At 61.3% G+C, this 19221-nt stretch carries 13 protein-coding genes, 5 pseudogenes and 1 riboswitch; of the genes and pseudogenes, 16 read left to right on the top strand and 2 right to left on the bottom strand.

Annotated elements, in window-relative coordinates; genetic code table 11:
• Positions 1 to 55: 55 nt before the first annotated feature.
• The 12 genes and pseudogenes from N7E02_RS10400 to N7E02_RS10345 all read left to right on the top strand — a co-directional run bounded on the left by N7E02_RS10400 (position 56) and on the right by N7E02_RS10345 (position 13322).
• Positions 56 to 1233: pseudogene (locus N7E02_RS10400) on the top strand (M20 aminoacylase family protein).
• A gap of 15 nt (positions 1234 to 1248) precedes the next feature.
• Positions 1249 to 3097: pseudogene (locus N7E02_RS10395) on the top strand (ABC transporter ATP-binding protein).
• Positions 3098 to 3204: 107 nt separating this feature from the next.
• Positions 3205 to 3417 carry a hypothetical protein gene (locus tag N7E02_RS10390; protein WP_286581832.1) on the top strand — a complete coding sequence of 71 codons (213 nt, stop codon included), beginning with the start codon at positions 3205 to 3207 and terminating at the stop codon, positions 3415 to 3417.
• Positions 3418 to 3429: 12 nt separating this feature from the next.
• Entirely contained in the window at positions 3430 to 3999 is a 570-nt protein-coding gene (locus N7E02_RS10385; protein ID WP_286581830.1) for a Fic/DOC family protein, read from the top strand.
• Between the two features lie 92 nt (positions 4000 to 4091).
• Positions 4092 to 5044: pseudogene (locus tag N7E02_RS10380) on the top strand (sugar-binding transcriptional regulator).
• 146 nt (positions 5045 to 5190) lie between these two features.
• Positions 5191 to 6507, top strand: coding sequence for an ABC transporter substrate-binding protein (locus N7E02_RS10375; RefSeq protein WP_286581828.1), 1317 nt, complete (start codon positions 5191 to 5193; stop codon positions 6505 to 6507).
• 194 nt (positions 6508 to 6701) lie between these two features.
• Positions 6702 to 7574 carry a carbohydrate ABC transporter permease gene (locus tag N7E02_RS10370; RefSeq protein ID WP_286581827.1) on the top strand — a complete coding sequence of 291 codons (873 nt, stop codon included), beginning with the start codon at positions 6702 to 6704 and terminating at the stop codon, positions 7572 to 7574.
• 11 nt (positions 7575 to 7585) lie between these two features.
• Positions 7586 to 8410 carry a carbohydrate ABC transporter permease gene (locus tag N7E02_RS10365; RefSeq protein WP_286581826.1) on the top strand — a complete coding sequence of 275 codons (825 nt, stop codon included), beginning with the start codon at positions 7586 to 7588 and terminating at the stop codon, positions 8408 to 8410.
• A gap of 12 nt (positions 8411 to 8422) precedes the next feature.
• A pseudogene (locus N7E02_RS10360) lies at positions 8423 to 9426 on the top strand (ABC transporter ATP-binding protein).
• 45 nt (positions 9427 to 9471) lie between these two features.
• Entirely contained in the window at positions 9472 to 10956 is a 1485-nt protein-coding gene (locus N7E02_RS10355) for a mannitol dehydrogenase family protein (protein WP_286581825.1), read from the top strand.
• A gap of 8 nt (positions 10957 to 10964) precedes the next feature.
• Complete coding sequence (locus tag N7E02_RS10350) at positions 10965 to 11675, top strand: HAD family hydrolase (protein WP_286581823.1); 711 nt, start codon at positions 10965 to 10967, stop codon at positions 11673 to 11675.
• A 55-nt stretch (positions 11676 to 11730) separates the two neighbouring features.
• Positions 11731 to 13322: pseudogene (locus N7E02_RS10345) on the top strand (FGGY-family carbohydrate kinase).
• A 26-nt stretch (positions 13323 to 13348) separates the two neighbouring features.
• Here the strand turns inward: N7E02_RS10345 and N7E02_RS10340 are convergent.
• A complete protein-coding gene (locus tag N7E02_RS10340; RefSeq protein WP_286581822.1) occupies positions 13349 to 13714 on the bottom strand; it encodes a nuclear transport factor 2 family protein in 366 nt (121 codons plus the stop codon).
• 108 nt (positions 13715 to 13822) lie between these two features.
• Complete coding sequence (locus N7E02_RS10335; protein ID WP_286581821.1) at positions 13823 to 14887, bottom strand: sensor histidine kinase; 1065 nt, start codon at positions 14885 to 14887, stop codon at positions 13823 to 13825.
• Positions 14888 to 15205: 318 nt separating this feature from the next.
• Positions 15206 to 15431: riboswitch (cobalamin riboswitch) on the top strand.
• 164 nt (positions 15432 to 15595) lie between these two features.
• Between N7E02_RS10335 and N7E02_RS10330 the strand changes: the two genes are divergently transcribed.
• Genes N7E02_RS10330 through N7E02_RS10315 form a run of 4 tightly spaced genes read left to right on the top strand, consistent with a single transcriptional unit; the run spans position 15596 to position 19202 of the window.
• Positions 15596 to 16612, top strand: coding sequence for an ABC transporter substrate-binding protein (locus tag N7E02_RS10330; protein ID WP_286581820.1), 1017 nt, complete (start codon positions 15596 to 15598; stop codon positions 16610 to 16612).
• The gene (locus N7E02_RS10325; RefSeq protein WP_286581818.1) at positions 16609 to 17649 is read left to right on the top strand and encodes a FecCD family ABC transporter permease; all 1041 of its coding nucleotides are present in this window, start codon (positions 16609 to 16611) and stop codon (positions 17647 to 17649) included. The genes N7E02_RS10330 and N7E02_RS10325 overlap by 4 nt, the downstream gene beginning before the upstream one ends.
• Positions 17646 to 18410: an ABC transporter ATP-binding protein gene (locus N7E02_RS10320; protein ID WP_286581817.1), complete on the top strand. Its 765-nt coding sequence runs from the start codon at positions 17646 to 17648 to the stop codon at positions 18408 to 18410. The genes N7E02_RS10325 and N7E02_RS10320 overlap by 4 nt, the downstream gene beginning before the upstream one ends.
• 3 nt (positions 18411 to 18413) lie before the next feature.
• Entirely contained in the window at positions 18414 to 19202 is a 789-nt protein-coding gene (locus tag N7E02_RS10315) for a class I SAM-dependent methyltransferase (protein ID WP_286581815.1), read from the top strand.
• Positions 19203 to 19221 lie beyond the last annotated feature (19 nt).

Raw genomic sequence — 19221 nt, 5'->3', positions numbered from 1 at the left:
GCAATATCCCTCCACACCAGAGTGGGAAATATAGAAAAAACAATGGGGTGCCGTAATGCCGGTTATCAATCGCGTCGCAGAAATGCAGGAACAGGTGGCGGAGTGGCGTCGTCACATCCACCAGAATCCGGAGCTGCTCTACGACGTTCATGAAACCTCCAGTTTCGTTGCCGAGAAACTTCGCTCCTTCGGCTGCGACGTGGTCGAGACCGGTGTCGGGCGCACCGGCGTCGTCGGCATCATCAAGGGCGTCACGGCGACGGCCCGGTAATCGGTTTCCGCGCCGACATGGACGCGCTGCCGATCTTCGAGACGAGCGGCAAGCCCTGGGCATCGAAAACGCCGGGCAAGGCACATTCCTGCGGCCATGACGGCCATACCGCGATGCTGCTGGGCGCCGCGCAGTACCTGGCCGAGACCCGCAACTTCAAGGGCTCGATCGCGGTGATCTTCCAGCCGGCGGAAGAGGGCGGTGCGGGCGCGCTTGCGATGATCAACGACGGCATGATGGACAAGTTCGCCATCAGCCAGGTCTACGGCATGCATAACGAGCCGCGGCTTCCGGTCGGCAATTTCGCCATCCGCAAGGGTGGCATCATGGCGGCTGCCGACGTGTTCGAGATCACCGTCAACGGCCGCGGCAGCCATGCGGCACAGCCGCATAACTCGATCGATCCGGTTCTCACCGCCTCGCATATCGTCGTGGCGCTGCAGTCGATCGTCTCGCGCGAGATGGATCCGCTGAAATCGCTGGTGGTGACGGTCGCCTCGATCCATGGCGGCGATGCGAACAACGTCATTCCGTCGACAGTGAAGCTCGTCGGTACGGTGCGCACGCTCCTGCCGGAAACCCGTGATTTTGCGGAGAAGCGGCTGAAGGAAGTGGCCGAGGCAACGGCAAGCATCCATGGCGCCACGGTGGATGTCCTCTATCGCCGTGGCTATCCCGTGACCATGAACCACGAGGAGGAGACCGATTTCGCCATCGAGATCGCCTCCAAGATCTCCGGTCCGAAACAGGTCAATGGCACGGTGCAGCCGCATATGGGGGCGGAAGATTTTTCCTACATGCTGGAAAAGCGTCCCGGCGCCTTCATCTTCATCGGCAATGGCGACACCGCGAGCCTGCACAATGCAGCTTACGATTTCAACGACGAGGCTATCCCCTACGGCATCAGCTACTGGGTAACGCTTGCAGAAACCGCACTCGCTGCCCAGGACCTGGCCGCCTAAAGATAGGATAGATCGATGCTGCTTTCCGGAACTGCAATGGAACAGACCGGGGGATCGGTTTCTCCCATCCTCTCGGTCAAGAACCTCTCGACCTCCTTCCGCGTCAACGACGAGTGGAAGACGGTCGTGCGCAACATGTCCTTCGACATCGCCCCGCGGGAAACCGTCGCCATCGTCGGCAGATCGGGTTCGGGCAAGTCGGTCACCTCGCTCTCCATCATGCGGCTTCTGGCGAAGCGGACGAGCCGGATCGAGGGCCAGGTCTTCCTCAACGGCAGGGAACTGCTCTCGCTGCCGGAGGAGCAGATGCGCCAGGTGCGCGGCAACGAGATCTCGATGATCTTCCAGGAGCCGATGACCTCGCTGAACCCGATCTTCCCGATCGGCAAGCAGATTGCCGAGGCATTGACCGTTCACAAGAACATTTCCAAAGCCGAGGCGAAGGCGGAAGTCATTCGCCTTCTGGAAAAGGTCCGCATCCCGAACGCCAAGAGCCGGTTCGACGAATATCCGCACCAGTTTTCCGGCGGCATGCGCCAGCGCGTGATGATCGCCATGGCGCTGGCCTCCAAGCCGAAGCTTCTGATCGCCGACGAGCCGACGACCGCGCTCGACGTGACGATCCAGGGCCAGATCCTCGACCTGATCAAGACGCTGCAGGAAGAGGAGGGCATGTCCGTTCTCTTCATCACCCACGACATGGGCGTGGTGGCCGAGGTGGCCGATCGGACGATCGTGATGTTCCGCGGCGATCAGGTGGAGACCGGGCCGACCGACGACATTTTTCATCGCGGCCAGCACCCCTATACGCGGGCGCTACTTTCCGCCGTGCCGCGGCTCGGCTCGATGGGCGACCGCAAGCTGCCGCTGCGTTTCCCGAGCATCGACATCAAGACCGGCGAACAGCAGGTTCTGGCCGATGTGACGGACACGGTTGCCAAGGGCAAGACGCCGATCCTCGACGTGAAGGACCTGACGACGCGGTTCGACATCCATTCCGGCCTGTTCGGCCGCAAGACCGGCGCTGTGCATGCTGTCGAGAAGGTTTCGTTCGACCTGTTCGAGGGTGAAACCCTGTCGCTGGTGGGCGAGATCAGGCTGCGGCAAGTCGACGACCGGCCGTTCCGTGACGCGGCTGATCAATCCGACGAGCGGCTCGGTGCAGCTCGACGGCTATGACGTGATGAGCCTCGACCAGCCGACGTTGCGCAAGATGCGTCGCTCGATCCAGATGGTGTTCCAGGACCCGTTCGCATCGCTCAACCCGCGCATGAGTGTCGGCTCGGCGGTGATGGAGCCGTTCGTCGAGCACGGACTCGGCACCAAGGCGCAGGCGCGCGAGAAGGCGGCAGAACTGCTTGATAAGGTTGGTCTTTCCGCCGATATGATGAAGCGGTTCCCGCACGAGTTTTCCGGCGGCCAGAGGCAGCGCGTGGCAATCGCCCGGGCACTGATGCTCGACCCCAAGGTCATCGTGGCGGACGAGGCCGTGTCGGCGCTCGACGTGTCGATCAAGGCGCAGGTCTGCAACCTGCTGCTCGACCTTCAGCAGAGCCTGAAGCTCGCCTTCCTGTTCATCAGCCATGACATGGCCGTGGTGGAACGCGTCAGCCACCGTGTCGCCGTCATGTATCTCGGCGAGATCGTCGAAATCGGCCCGCGTGCGGCTGTCTTCGAGAACCCGCAGCACCCCTATACCAAGAAGCTGATGTCGGCTGTGCCGGTGCCGGATCCGTCGCGCCGCTCGATCAAGCGCAACATGTCGACTGACGAGATCAAGAGCCCGATCCGCCCGGCCGACTACGTGCCGCCGGTGCGGGAATATCGCGAGGTTTCCCCAGGGCATGTAGTGCAAGTGGCATAAGGCTTCATCAGCCCACCGTATTTGCTGAAGATCCGCGTTTCTGGTAGTTTCGAAGACTGCCGGGAACGCGGATTTCTCGTCTGTGCGGCATGTGCGGAAGGCGGATAATGAGCGACAAGGACCTGATTCGACAGCGCACACTCGAGGCCGCACATCTGCAGGCGATCGAGGGAAACCCGCTAGATGCTGATGATCTTGCGATGTTCGATATGTTCGATCGTGAAGGCTATACCGTCGAGCAGCAGCTCGAGTATGTTCGGAAGGACTTGGAGAGGCGTATGGCGGAAAAGCAGTCGACGCCCGTTTCTGCCCGAAGATAGGCAAGCGGCACCATGAGTGACGATCCTTATGTCTATCCGGGCACGAAGGTTCTGCGAAACAAATTCAATATTCGCGATTCTGATGGTCTGGACTTGGCAGAACGGCGTTATTCGACGATCCGCAGCCGTCAGGGTATCCCCGCCGGAGATTTCGATCTCAAACATCTTCGCGCCATCCACCGCCATCTTTTTCAGGACATTTTCGATTGGGCCGGAGAAATCCGCACCGTCGAGATCTCGAAGGGCGGCAGCCAGTTCCAGTTTCGGCAGTATATCGAAATCGGCATGTCCGACGTTCATCGGCGTCTGATGTCGATGGATTTTCTGCGCGGCCTGAATCGCGAAGAATTTGCCGTGAAGGCCGCGTCGATCATGGGGGACGTGAATTATGTACACCCTTTTCGCGAGGGAAATGGGCGTACGCAATTGCAGTATTTCAAGCAGCTTAGCGGGCAAGCGGGGCACTCGCTCGACCTTACGAAAATTGGCGCTGCAGACTGGCTGAATGCCTCGATTGCCGCGCATCGCGGAGAGTATGGCCGCATGGCTGATGTGATCATCGCTGCGTTTAAATCGGACTGAGCGGCGCGCGTCTTGCTCATGGCAGATCCATTTTTCATCGTTTGACAGACCGTCGGAAAAAATGTCAGCAAATTGCCAGAGGAGATTTCTGCATGGCAAAACGGTCTGACACCCAGGGGCGGCTGGATGATGCGGCGAGGGCTGGGTGGCTCTACTATGTCGCTGGCCGAACGCAGGACGAAATCGCGTCCGCCATGGGCATTTCGCGCCAGTCGGCGCAGCGCCTCGTGTCGCTTGCGGTTGCCGAGCGGCTGATCAAGGTCCGGCTCGACCACCCGATCGCCGCCTGCCTGGAACTTGCCGAACGGCTTAAGGAAAAATACGGGCTGAAGCATGCGGAAGTGGTGCCGAGCGATCCGGAGGAGGGTCTTCCACGACCGGCATCGCGGAAGCGGCGGCGGCGGAAATCGAACGCTGGCTGAAGCGGCCGGATCCGATCGTCATCGCCGTCGGCACCGGCAGGACCCTGAAGGCCGCCGTCGACCAGTTGCCGCCGATGGAATGCCCGCAGCACCGGATCGTCTCGCTCACCGGCAATATCGGGCCGGACGGCTCAGCCGCCTTCTACAACGTCATTTTTTCCATGGCCGATGCCATCAAGACGCGGCATTTCCCGATGCCGCTGCCGGTCCTCTGTTCCTCTGCCGAGGAGCGCGTGACGCTTCACGACCAGGCGCTGGTGCGCTCGACCCTGGCTCTTGCCGCGCAGGCGGACGCCACCTTCGTCGGCATCGGCGAGCTTGGCGTGGAAGCGCCGCTTTGCGTCGACGGGTTTCTCGAGCGGGAGGAAATGCTGCAACTTGTCGATAGTGGTGCCACAGGCGAGATTTGTGGCTGGATCTACGACCGCAACGGACGCCTGATCGACAATGCCGTCAACGAGCGTGTCGCCAGCGTGCCGATCCCGTCGCGAGAGACGAGCGCGGTGATCGGTATCGCCCAGGGCAAGCGGAAAATTCCGGCCATGGGCGCTGCTCTCAAGGGCGGATTGATCAACGGCGTGATCACCGACGAGGCTTCTGCCGAGCAGTTGCTCTCCCTGTGAGCAAAAAATTATAATAATAAAATCAATAATTTAAAACGTTTTAATCGCAGTGCAGCGACGAATCTCTGTTGACTTCCGAGAGGGCTTAGTAAGTAATTGCCCATGAGCAAAGCGAATGCTCGCTAACATCTTCTCGGGAGGAAGATATGACATTGAAGACCTTTTTGCTGGGCGCCTGCTCGGCCATGGCTTTTGTTGCCACTGCGGCATCTGCCGAAACCCTCACCATCGCGACCGTCAACAATTCCGACATGATCCGCATGCAGGGTCTGACGTCTGAATTCACCAAGGCGAACCCGGATATCCAGGTCAACTGGGTCACGCTCGAAGAAAACGTTCTTCGCGAGCGCGTCACGACCGATATCGCTGCCAATGGCGGCCAGTACGACATCGTCACCATCGGCAATTACGAAGTTCCGATCTGGGCCAAGCAGCAGTGGCTGCTGCCGCTCGACGGTCTCGGTGATAATTACGACATGGATGACCTGCTGCCGGCGATCCGCGGCGGCCTCTCTGTCGACAGCAAGCTTTATGCGGCACCGTTCTACGGTGAATCTGCGATGATCATGTATCGCACCGACCTTCTCGAAAAGGCCGGCCTGAAGATGCCTGAAAACCCGACCTGGGAATTCATCGCCGATGCGGCGAAGAAGATGACCGACCGCAGCAACGACATCAACGGCATTTGCCTTCGCGGCAAGGCCGGCTGGGGCGAAAACATGGCCTTCATCTCGGCGCTGACCAACTCGTTCGGTGGTCGCTGGTTCGATGAAAACTGGAAGCCGCAGTTCGACCAGCCGGAATGGAAGGCCTCGCTGCAGTTCTATGCAGACCTGATGAAGGAAGCCGGTCCGGCCGGCGCGTCCTCCAACGGCTTCAACGAAAACCTGACGCTGTTCCAGCAGGGCAAGTGCGGCATGTGGATGGACGCCACCGTGGCAGCCTCCATGGTCTCCAACCCGAAGGAATCGACGGTTGCCGACAAGGTCAACTATGCGATCTTCCCGTCCAAGGAAGGCGTCAACAACCACGGCAACTGGCTGTGGTCGTGGAACCTCGCCGTTCCAGCCTCTTCGCAGAAGGCTGAAGCCGCGCAGAAGTTCATCGCCTGGGCAACCAGCAAGGAATACACGGCTCTCGTCGCATCCAAGGAAGGCTGGGCCAACGTTCCTCCGGGCACGCGTACCTCGCTCTACGAAAACGCGGACTACAAGAAGGCTGCAGCCTTCGCCGAACCGACGCTCGCTGCCATGACTGCTGCCGACATCACTAAGCCGACCGTCAAGCCGGTGCCCTACACGGGTGGCCAGTTCGTCGCGATCCCTGAATTCCAGGCTCTCGGCACCACGATCGGTCAGCTTTTCTCGGCTGTTATCGCCGGCCAGTCCACGGTCGACGACGCGCTTGCCGCCGCTCAGGCAACGGCAACCCGCGACATGACCCGCGCCGGCTACATCAAGTAACCTCCCAAGAAGAAACTGCCCGGTCGCCGATGCGGCCGGGCAGTCTACCTGACGGGAACATTCCGCCTGCGCACATCTCGTCGTGTTCGCCGGCTACCCTATAAAAACAAGATCATGCTCCCGCGCCGCGGTTCCCGCCCGAACACAAGGCACGGCAATTAGAGCTGAAATGGCTCCGGGGAGGGTCGCTCAAGATGGCAACGCAAAACACCAAGACGTTGGCTCGCCTGATGATGGCGCCCTCCGTCATCGTTCTTCTCGTCTGGATGGTCGTACCGCTCGCAATGACGCTGTACTACTCGTTCCAGAACTACAACCTGCTGACGCCGATGAACGTCTCGTTCGCAGGCTTCTTCAATTACCAGTATTTCTACACCGATCCGGCCTTCTTCCAGTCGATCTGGAACACGCTGGTCCTGGTGCTCGGCGTGCTTGCCATAACCGTCATCGGTGGTACCGCGATCGCACTACTGATCGACCAGCCGATCTTCGGTCAGGGGATCGTGCGCATTCTCGTCATCTCGCCCTTCTTCGTCATGCCGCCGGTCGCGGCATTGATCTGGAAGAACATGCTGATGCATCCGGGCTATGGCGTATTCGCCGACGTCGCCAAGTTCTTCGGGCTTCAACCGATCGACTGGTTCGCGCAATATCCGCTTTTCTCGGTCATCATCATCGTTGCGTGGCAGTGGCTGCCGTTTGCGACGCTCATCCTGCTTACCGCGCTGCAGTCGCTCGACAGCGAGCAGAAGGAAGCCGCGGAGATGGACGGCGCGAATTTCGTCAACCGCTTCATCTACCTGACGATCCCGCATCTTTCGCGCGCCGTCACGGTCGTCATCCTGATCCAGACGATCTTCCTGCTCGGCATCTATGCGGAAATCCTCGTCACCACCAATGGCGGCCCGGGTTACGCGTCCACCAACCTCACCTTCCTCATCTACCGCACGGCACGCCTGGGCTATGACGTCGGCGGCGGGGCTGCAGGTGGCATCATCGCCGTCGTTCTCGCCAATATCGTCGCCATCTTCCTGATGCGCGCCGTCGGCAAGAACCTGGACAAGTAGGGGATAAGATCATGGCACGCAAAGTTACCACCGGAGCCAAGATCGGCTGGACCATCGCAGCATGGGTCGTGGCGCTCCTCATCTTCTTTCCGATCCTCTACGCCGTCATCACCAGCCTCAAGACAGAGCAGGAAGCCATTGCCGGCTTCAGCCTGATCCCGTCGGGCACGTTCGAGAACTATGTCACGGTGCAGACGCAGCGCGACTATTTCAAGCCGTTCATGAACTCGGTGATCCTGTCGCTCGGCTCCACCATCCTGGCGCTGATCATCGCGATCCCGTCCGCCTGGGCGATGGCCTTTGCGCCGGGCAAGCGGACGAAGGACATCCTGATGTGGATGCTCTCCACCAAGATGATGCCGTCGGTCGCGGTTCTTCTGCCGATCTTCATCATCTTCCGCACCTTCGGCCTGCTCGACAGCCGTGTCGGCCTCACCGTCATGCTGACGCTGATCAACCTGCCGATCGTGGTCTGGATGCTCTACACCTATTTCCGCGAAATTCCGGGCGAGATCCTGGAAGCGGCGCGGATGGACGGTGCGAGCCTCTGGAAAGAGATCGTCTACGTGCTGACGCCGATGGCCGTGCCGGGCATTGCCTCGACGCTGCTCCTCAACATCATCCTTGCCTGGAACGAAGCGTTCTGGACCATCCAGCTGACGACCACGAATGCGGCGCCGCTGACGGCCTTCATCGCTTCCTTCTCGTCACCGCAAGGCCTGTTCTGGGCAAAGCTCTCAGCAGCGTCGACCATGGCGATCGCACCCATCCTCATCCTCGGCTGGTTCAGCCAGAAGCAACTCGTTCGCGGCCTCACGTTTGGCGCGGTTAAGTAAGGAATTCGTCTCATGGGCAGCATTACTCTCAAGAACGTGCAGAAGACCTTCGGCGAAGCCAAGGTCATTCCCTCGGTCGATCTCGAAATCAAGGACGGCGAATTCGTCGTCTTCGTCGGCCCATCGGGTAGCGGCAAGTCGACGCTTCTGCGCCTGATCGCCGGTCTCGAAGACGTCACCGGCGGTTCGATAACCATCGACGGCAAGAACGTTACCGACGCGGCTCCGGCCCAACGTGGTCTTGCCATGGTGTTCCAGTCCTACGCGCTTTATCCGCATATGACGGTGCGCAAGAATATCGCCTTCCCGCTGAAGATGGCGAAGATGGAGCAGTCGGCGATCGACAAGAAGGTCGAGGCCGCTGCCAAGGTGCTGAACCTCACCGACTATCTGGAGCGCCGTCCGTCGCAGCTTTCCGGCGGCCAGCGCCAGCGTGTGGCGATCGGCCGTGCTATCGTGCGCGAACCTTCGGCCTTCCTGTTCGACGAGCCGCTGTCCAACCTGGACGCTGCTCTGCGCGGGACGATGCGTCTCGAGATCAGCGATCTTCACAACCAGCTGAAGACGACGATGATCTACGTTACCCACGACCAGATCGAGGCCATGACCATGGCCGACAAGATCGTCGTGCTCAATCGCGGCAATATAGAGCAGGTCGGTTCGCCGATGGAACTCTACAACACGCCGCGCAACCTGTTCGTTGCGGGCTTCATCGGCTCGCCGCGGATGAACATGATCACCGGCGACTATGCCAAGGCGAAGGGCGCGGCCACGGCCGGTATCCGTCCCGAACATCTGACGCTGTCGAAGGAGAGCGGCACATGGAAAGGACCGTCTCGGTCGCCGAACATCTCGGCGCCGATACTTTCCTGCATCTCGATGTCGAGGGCATCGGCCAGATGACGGCGCGTGCCGGCGGCGAATTCGGCGCCCGTCACGGCGATACCGTGTACCTGACGCCGGATGAGAGCAGACTGCACCGTTTCGACGACAAGGGCCTTGCCATCAAGGCCTGATTATCCAATCGGCCTGGGAGTTCAGGCCAACCGGAGTATGAGAAAATGACTGTGAAGCTTTCGTTGGCAAGCCTCAAGGATGCCGCAGCAACGGCTGCTGTGCCGGCCTACGACCCGAAGAGCCTGAAGCCGGGCATCATCCATTTCGGCGTTGGAAATTTCCACCGCGCCCATCAGGCGATCTATCTCGATGACCTGTTCAACACGGGCAAGGGCCACGACTGGGCGATCATCGGCGCCGGCGTCATGCCGTCAGATGCCGCCATGCGCGACAAGCTGAAGGCGCAGGACTACCTGACGACCGTGGTCGAGCAGGACAACAACAAGACCGGCGCGCGCGTCACCGCGCCGATGATCGACATCATCGCGCCGGACGAAAAGGACGCGCTGGTCGAGAAGCTTGCCGATCCGGTAATCCGCATCGTTTCCATGACGATCACCGAAGGCGGCTATTTCATCGATGCCGCCGGTCACTTCAATCCAGCCCATCCGGCGATGGTGGAGGACGGTAAAAACCCGACGGCACCGAAGACGGTGTTCGGCCTGATCCTCGCGGGCATGAAGCTTCGTCGTGAGCGCGGTGTACCGCCGTTCACGATCATGTCCTGCGACAACATTCCCGGAAACGGCCATGTGACGGAAAACACCGTCATCGGGCTCGCCAAGATGTCTGACCCGGCATTCGCGACGTGGATCCACGAGAATGTCGCCTTCCCGAACTCGATGGTGGACCGCATCACGCCGGCAACCGGTCAGCGCGAAGTCGACATCCTGAAGAACGATTTCAACATCGACGACAACTGGCCGGTGTTCTGCGAAGAGTTCAAGCAGTGGGTGATGGAAGACAACTTCCCGGCCGGTCGTCCGCGCCTGGAAGAGGTCGGCGTGCAGTTCGTGCCGGACGTCGCGCCTTATGAGCTGATGAAGATCCGCATCCTCAACGGTGGCCATGCGACGATCGCCTACCCGGGCGAGCTGCTCGACATCCACTTCGTCCACGAGGCGATGGAACATCCGCTGATCCGGGCGTTCCTCGCCAAGCTGGAGAAGGAAGAGATCATCCCGATCGTGCCGCCGGTGCCGGATACCAATCTCGACGAATATTTCGACCTGATCGAGCGCCGCTTCCTGAACCCGAAGATCGGCGACACCATTCCGCGTCTGGCGCAGGACGGTTCCAACCGCCAGCCGAAGTTCATCCTGCCCTCGACGCGCGATCGCCTGGCCAAGGGCGACGACATTATCGGCCTGTCGCTGGTCTCCGCTCTGTGGTGCCGCTACTTCGCCGGGACGTCGGACAGTGGCCGCAAGATCGTGTTCAACGACACGAGCGCCGAGAAGCTGCAGGCAGCGGCGCTGAAGGCCAAGGATGATCCGGATGCCTTCCTGGTGTTCGACGAGATTTTTGGCGAAGTGTCGAAGAACGAGTTGTTCCGCAAGCGCTTTGCCCATGCCTTGAAGACGCTTTGGGCGGAAGGCACGGCGAAGACGCTGCAGCTCTATCTCGACGACAAGCTGGTTCAGGAATGAGGTGATACGTGGCTGACCGTGCCGGACCATTAGTGATCTTCGACTGCGACGGCGTTCTCGTCGATAGCGAGCCGCTTTCGGTTCGCGTGCTTGTCGAGGCTCTCAACCGGCATGGCGTCGACATGGCCGAGGAGGAAGCCTATCGCCGCTTCCTCGGCCGCAGCCTTGCCACGATGAAGCAGGTGATGGACGAGGAATACGGGTTTCATACGGGCCCCGAATTCCTCGAAGCGATGCGGCTCGACCTCTACAGCCGTTTCAAGAAGGAACTGCAGCCGATACCCGGCATTGCCGAGGCGCTCGATCGGCTCCAGACGCCGCGCTGCGTGGCGTCGTCCAGCAATCCCGACCGTATCCGCCTGTCGCTGACCATCACCGGGCTGATCGACAAGCTGGAACCGCATATATTCAGTGCCAGCATGGTGAAAAACGGCAAGCCGGCGCCGGATCTTTTCCTGCATGCGGCAAGCCAGATGGGCTTCAATCCAAAGGATTGCATCGTCATCGAGGATAGCCCAGCCGGCATCGAGGCAGCGCAGCGCGCCGGCATGACAGTGTTCGGTTTCACCGGCGGCTCGCATGCTTCCGTTCCCGGCTATCGGGAGCGGATCGACGCTCTTTCTCCCGATGTGGTGTTTGACGCCATGCCGGATTTGCTCCACCTTGTGCAAAACTATATGGAGGGCCGCGGCGGCCCGATGTCCCGGCAAGCGCTCTGATTGCGCGTCGGGGACCGGCCGCAGCGAGCGACACAGGGACAGGAAAAAGATCCGGATGCGTGATCACATCGTTGCGGTCGATATCGGCACGACCAGTGCGCGTGCCGGGGTTTTCGACCGTGAGGGTCGCTCGCTCGCCAAGGCGAAGCATCCGATCAAGATGTTCCGGCCACGGGACAATCACGCCGAACATGACTCCGAAGACATATGGGCTGCGACCTGCATTGCGGTCAAGGCGGCGATGGCGGAGGCCGGGCTTGATGCCTCGCGCATCGCTGCGATCGGCTTCGACGCGACCTGTTCGCTTGTTGTACGCGATACCGAAGGGCAGCAGCTAAGCGTCTCGACCACCGGAGAGAACCGGCAGGATACGATCGTCTGGCTCGATCACCGGGCGATCCGGCAGGCCGGGGAGCTTTCGGCTACCGGTCATGCGGTGCTGCAATATTCCGGCGGATCGCTGTCTCCCGAAATGGAAATGCCGAAGCTCAAATGGCTGAAGGAGAAGCTGCCGCAGAGCTGGGCCAAGGCTGGCTTCATCTTCGATCTGGCCGACTTCCTGACATGGAAGGCGACAGGCTCGACGGCGCGGTCGCGTTGCACCGTCACGGCCAAATGGAATTACGTCGCGCACGAGACGCCGGGATGGAAGCGCGACTATCTGGCGCTTGCCGGTCTCGATGACCTGATGGAGCGGGCGGGGCTGCCGGAGGACACGGCACCGGTCGGATCAAGCCTCGGTCGCCTGACGGCGGAGGCGGCGGAAACGCTCGGGTTGGACGAGGGCGTCGCAGTGGCCCCGGGCCTGATCGATGCCTATGCCGGTGCCTTCGGGGCGCTCGGCAGTGCCGCCAGCGGATCGCGGCTGGAGACGAGCGTGGCGCTGATCGGCGGCACGTCGAGCTGCATTGTCGCGCTCACCAAGGACGAGAAGCCTGGGCGCAGTCTCTGGGGGCCGTATTACGAAGCGGTGCTGCCCGATCACTGGCTGGTGGAGGGCGGGCAGTCGGCTGCCGGCGCGCTGCTCGACCATATCGTGCGCATGCATGCGGCGGGTGGCGAGCCGACGTCGGAGCTACATGGCCGCATCATCGACCGGATCGGCGAACTGCGCGCCGAGCCGAGGAGGACGAGGGGCATGACATTGCCCCGAACCTTCACATCCTGCCGGATTTTCACGGCAACCGGTCGCCGCTTGCCGACCCCCATGCGACCGGTGTGATCAGCGGTCTAACGCTCGACACGTCGTTCGACGGGCTGTGCAGGCTCTATTGGCGGGGCTGCGTGGCGATCGCGCTCGGCATTCGCCACATCCTCGATGCGATGGCCGGCTTCGGCTACCGGTTCGAAACGCTGCATGTCACCGGCGGGCATGTGAACAACCCGCTTCTGATCGAGCTTTATGCCGACGTCACCGGACGCAAGGTCGTGCTGCCGGAAATGCGCGATGCCGTGCTGCTCGGCACGGCGATGACGGCTTCGGTCGCCGGTGGTCTGCATGGCTCACTGTTCGACGCGGGCAGGGCGATGGATGCCGGCGGCGAGGAGCGCCTGCCTGACCCGTCCCGCAAGGCGGGTTACGACCGCGACTATCGCGTATTCCTGACGATGATCAGGCAGCGGGAAGAGCTGAAGGGAATGGAGTAGCCTCCTTTCTTTGGCTATTGCCGCCATCACGGCTGCTGGTCGAAGAAGAGATAGACCGCTGCGATTTTTCCATCCCGTGCCACGATGATATCCGTTCCCGCATAGGCCGGTGGCTCTCCCGGCCGGCCGGAGACCCACTGGATCCGGCCAGCCGTTTCATGCAGCTGTTCCGGCGGGCGTACGACCGTATAGCGGAAATCCGGATGGGTGTTGCGGATGATGCCGGCGATATTGGCGATCTCGTCCCTGCCGCGATGGATGCTGTCCTGTTCGTAGAAGACCGCATCCTCGGCGAAGATTTCATCAATTGCCTTTCGCCGGCGATCGGCATCCCCTTCGCCGAACACGTCATGCAGATTGCGTGTCATCAATGTCGTTATGTCATGGGCCATGTCTGTCTCCGCAATCCGTTCGGAGCGGCAGCAGACATGATCCTGCATATGCCTGTCTTGTCGGAACTTTCGGCTGGTGGGGGCAGTGAAGCGCGGCCTATCCGATGTCTATGCCTGTTCAGTGTCGGCAGCGAGCGAGCCAGTCAGATGAAATTGCAGGCCCTCAGGCAGGTAGGCGGTCTCGGCCTTGCCGTGGAAATAGGAGGCGACGATCTGGTTGTTCAGCCGTGAGCCGAAGCCGGTGCGGGACGGTACTGAGACCGTCGGGCCGCCGCTTTCCTGCCACTCGAAGCGAAGCGCCTTCTCCTCGTCGATAGTCCAGCGGATTGAGACGTGACCCTCATCGGCAGAGAGAGCGCCATATTTCAAAGCATTGGTCGCCAGTTCATAGATCGCAAGCGACAGGCCAGTCGCCTGCTCGGATGTGAGTCTGGCTGCAGGTCCGGAAATTGTGGCGCGTTCATCCCTGTCCAGATGGGGCGCAAGCGCGTTGGCCACCACATCCTGCAGGAAGACGCTGTCGTCCGAGGCGGAGATGAGGTTCTGCGCCTTGCCGAGTGCGTCGATACGCCGGGTAATCGTCTCGCGTGCTTCGGAAAGGCTGATGGCATGGCGCATGGAGGCGCTGACGACCGCATTGGTGACAGCCATGGTGTTCTTGACCCGATGGACGAGTTCCCGTCGCAACACGTCCTGGGTCTGTTTCGCGCGTACGGTGTCCGTCGTCTCTATCACGGTATCGACCATGCCGGCGATCCTACCCTCATCGTCGCGCAGGGGACTGTAGCAGAATGTGAAATAGGCAAGTTCATCATAGTCGTTGCGTTTAATCCGCAACGGAAAGTTCTCGATATAGGTCGGCTCGCCAGCGTAAGCTCTGTCGGCGATCGGTCCGATTTCGCTCCAGGCTTCCGCCCATATGTCGGCAAACGAGCGCCCAATGGCCAGCGGCTTCTTGCCGAGAATAGGCAGGAAGGCATCGTTGTGAATGGTGATGAATTCAGGCCCCCAGATGACGGCCTGGGGAAATTTCGAACTGAGCGTCACGTCGACGATGGTTTTGAGCGACGTCGGCCAGTCTTCGATCGGGCCCAGCGGGTTCTTCGACCAGTCGAATTCCGAGACGATGCGGCCCATCCGGCTATCTGCCCAACTCGCTTTACTCAGCCGCACGCACAAACTCTCCCATCGACGCCCCTCTTGCCAATCTCAGGCTGCTTCCGATGCAGCGGATCTGAAGTGCTGAGGTTCTAATATGGATCGCGGTGCCCGGAAGACCAGTGCCTGGGTATCCGGCTGCCCGGTGGAAATACGGCTGTCCCAGTCCGCGATCTACTGTACGCGTGAAAGCGCTGGACACGGTGTGAAATGCTCGCTAGAGAGTTCGTAACGTTATTACATAACTAAATGTGAAGATTTTGTCTTACGAAATCCTGCCGGCCTGCACTTTCTGCAATGCGGACCTTCTGCTTGACGCTCATGGCCCGATCGGCCTAACTGCGAGCCGATGGTTCCCCGATGATGACTCGGAGGGGATAATAGGGAACGCGGTGAGGCCGATGAGGTCAAGACCGTGGCTGCCCCCGCAACTGTAAGCGGATTGCCGTCCATCCCTGGGTGCCGAAAGGCGCCATGCCACTGTGCGAGACCGCACGGGAAGGTAGATGGAAGGCAGACATTCGCGAGCCAGGAGACCTGCCATCAATGACCATCCAATCAGCCGGGCGGGGATGCTCGGGAAGGAACAGACATGATTGACCTGAACCTCGGCCGAAAGGCCTTCCTCCGTCTCGATTGGGCTTTTCGCCGCTAGCACCTTGTCGCCGTGCGTTTCGCGCTGCCGTCCGTGCCTGTCCTTTCTCCTCCAGATCGAGGTTTCTCATGCGTCAGATCATTTCTAGTCTTGCCTTCGCCGTCGGCCTCGGTGCCATGGCGGCATCCGCCTTTGCGGCCACCCAATATCCCCTGACGATCGAGAATTGCGGCCAGTCGGTGACCTTCGATAAGGCGCCGGAAAAAATCGTGTCGATCGGTCAGGGCATGACCGAAATCCTGTTCTCGCTCGGTCTCGCAGACAGGATAGCCGGCACCGGCGTCTGGGTCGGTCCGGTCCTGCCGCAATATGCGGAGGCCAATGCCAAGATCAAACGGCTTTCCGATAACGACCCGAGCTTCGAATCCGTCGTCGGCGAGGAGCCGGATCTGGTGGCGGCCGAATTCGAATGGCATGTCGGCACGCAAGGATCGGTCGGCAAGCGCGAGCAGTTTTCCGGTCTCGGCATCAACACCTATGTCGCGCCGGCCGATTGCGTCGCCAAGGTCAATACCGACGGTGGTGACGGCGTACGCAAGGAGCTCTTCACCATGGAGCTGATCTACCAGGAGATCGGCGAACTGGCGCAGATATTCGATATCAAGGATCGCGGCGACGCGCTGATCGCCGACCTGAAGAAGCGTGAAGCCGAGGCTGTTGCGTCCGTTGCCGGTGCGGCGGGCAAGAACCTGCCGGTCGTCTTCTGGTTCTCCAGCAAGGAAGTAAAGGGCGATGCCTTCATCGCGGGCAAGAACAGCGCACCGGCCTATATCTTGAAGACGCTCGGCGCCAAGAACGTCGTGACGACCGAGGAGGAATGGCCGCTGGTCGGTTGGGAGACGATCTCCCAGTTCAATCCTTCGGTCATCGTCATCGCCACCATGGATCGCCGTCGCTATGCCGCCGATGATCCGGCCGTCAAGGTCGATTTCCTGAAGACCGATCCGGTGACGAAGGAACTCGACGCGGTGAAGAACGAGCGCTTCGTGATGATGGACGCCCAGTCGATGAACCCGACGATCCGCACAATCGAGGGCATCGAAACGCTGGCCAAGGGTATCAAGTCCTTCGGTCTGTCGCAGTGAGCCAAGCCTATCCGTTACGTCCGGCATGGTGGGCGCTTTCCGCGCTCACCATTGCCGCAATCGTCATTCTCGCGGTGATGGTCAGTCTCGCCGTATCGATCGGCGAGATTGCCATCCCGGTCGGCACCACGGCGAAGGCTGTCGCCAATCGGCTGTTCGGCGCCGAATTCGAACTGAGCCGCATCCATCAGGGCATCGTCTGGGACTATCGCCTCAGCCGGGCGCTGGTGGCGGCAAGCGCCGGTGCATCGCTGGCACTTTGCGGCGCGATCCTGCAGGCGTTGCTGCGCAATCCGCTCGCCGAACCCTATGTGCTCGGCATATCGGCCGGTGCCTCGACGGGTGCCGTCGCGGTTATGGTGCTGGGGCTTGGCTACGGCGTGCTGACGCTCTCCAGTGGTGCCTTCATCGGCGCGGTTGTCGCCTTCCTTTTGGTCGGCGTGCTTGCCGCCGGCACGGGTGGCACGAGCGAGCGCATCATTCTCTGCGGCGTGGCGATCTCGCAGCTATTCAACGCGCTGACATCCTATGTCGTCACCACGTCCGCCAATGCCGAACAGGCGCGCGGCGTGCTGTTCTGGCTGCTCGGGTCACTCAGCGGCGTGCGCTGGCCGGATGTCTATCTCTCGGCGCCGATCACGCTTGCCGGCTTCCTGATCTGTCTCGCACATGTGCGGGCGCTGGATGCCTTCGCCTTCGGCATGGATGCCGCGGCCTCTCTCGGCATCGCCGTGCGGCGCACCCAGATCGTGCTGCTTGCCACGACGGCGGCGATGACGGCGGGTGTCGTTTCCATGGTCGGCTCGATCGGTTTCGTCGGCCTCGTCATTCCCCATGCAGCGCGCTTTCTCGTCGGGCCGGGTCATGCGCGGCTTTTGCCGGCCGTGGCACTCGGCGGGGCGATCTTCATGGTCGGTGCCGACATCGTCTCGCGCATCATCGTGCCGCAGCAGATCCTGCCGATCGGCGTGGTGACGGCGCTGTTCGGCGCTCCGGCCTTTGCGGTCATCCTCTACAAGGCGCGGAAAACGGCATGAGCATCGCGGTCAACAATGTCAGCTATGCCGCAGGCGAAGCGCTTATCGTCAACGGCGTCAGCCTGTCGGTGGAAAAGGGCAAGATCCTCGGCCTGCTCGGCCCGAACGGATCGGGAAAATCTAGCCTGCTGCGGCTGATCTGCCGTTTGAGGAAAGTGAAGAGCGGCATCATCCGTCTCGGCGACGATGACATCGCCTCCATTCCACGGACGGCGCTGGCAAAGCGCATCGCCTTCGTCGAGCAGCAGTCGACCACCGATACGCAGCTGACGGTGCGCGACGTCGTGCAGCTCGGGCGGACGCCGCATCGCGGGCTGCTGTCGACCTGGAATGCCGGCGACGAGGCCGCGATTGATGAGGCGCTCGGCCGGGTCGGGATGCGCGAACGCTCCGGCCAGCTGTGGCAGACGCTTTCCGGCGGCGAGCGGCAGCGGGTGCATATCGCCCGAGCGCTAGCGCAGGCGCCGAGCGAGCTGCTGCTCGACGAGCCGACCAACCATCTCGACATCCAGCATCAGCTCGACATCCTGTCGCTCGTGACGAGGCTGGGCGTGACGTCTGTCGTGGCGCTGCACGACCTCAACCTCGCGGCGATGTTCTGCGACAGCCTCGCGGTGATGCGCAAGGGCGAGGTGATCGCGGCGGGGCCACCGGAAACGGTGCTGACGGAAGAGCTGATCGCCGATGTCTTCGGGGTGCGGGCTCATATCGAAAGATCGGCCGTGCATGGCCGGTTCAACATCCAGTACAGGATGGCTTGAGCGATGGATGGCAGCCGGTATGAGGGAGCCAATTTCGATCTCAAGGAGGAAATCCGTTCCTACTGGTCGAAGCGGTCGCAGACCTTCGATCTCGCGTTCGGGCATCGCATTCCGGCCGGTCCGGAGGCCGATGCGTGGCAGGCGCCGATGCGGGCGCTTCTCGGCGACGAGCCGAAGCGGGTGCTGGAGCTTGCTTGTGGCACTGGCGAGGTAACGCGGCTGATCCACGATCTCGGCCATGACGTGACCGCACTCGATTTTTCCGAAGCTATGCTGAAGGTCGCGCGGGCAAAGCATGCCGGCAAGCCGCGGCTGCGCTTCATCCTGGCCGATGCCGAGAACACGATGGAGCCGGACGGACACTACGACGCGATCATCTGCCGGCATCTGGTCTGGACGCTGACCGAGCCGGCACAGGCATTTGCCGACTGGCACCGGGTGCTGAAGCCAGGCGGCAGGGTATTGTTCTTCGACGGAGACTGGGCGGAGCCGAAACCGTTGGGCCGTCTGGCGCAGACGCTGATCTCATGGATCGACCGGCTGGTCGGCGCGGACCGGAATTATGACGGAGCACTTGGTGAACGGCATGCGCGGATCATGCAGGCGCTGCCTTTCGGCAAGGGCTTGCGGCCGGATATGGTCATGCCGCTGCTCAAGGATGCCGGCTTCGCCGACGTAACAATCCATCCGCATGCGCCGATCTCCCGCGCGCAGCGCAAGAGGGCCGATATCAGGAACAAGCTGCGGACTCTGGTCTACCGGCGTTTCATCATGACGTGCCGCAAGGACTAATCGCAAAGGTCTCATGCAT

It is taken from the genome of Terrirhizobium terrae (assembly GCF_030323265.1).
Taxonomy (GTDB): Bacteria; Pseudomonadota; Alphaproteobacteria; order Rhizobiales; family Rhizobiaceae; genus Neorhizobium.
The sequence above is the reverse complement of the archived record's forward strand: the minus strand, read 5'-3'. Positions and strand labels throughout refer to the sequence as shown.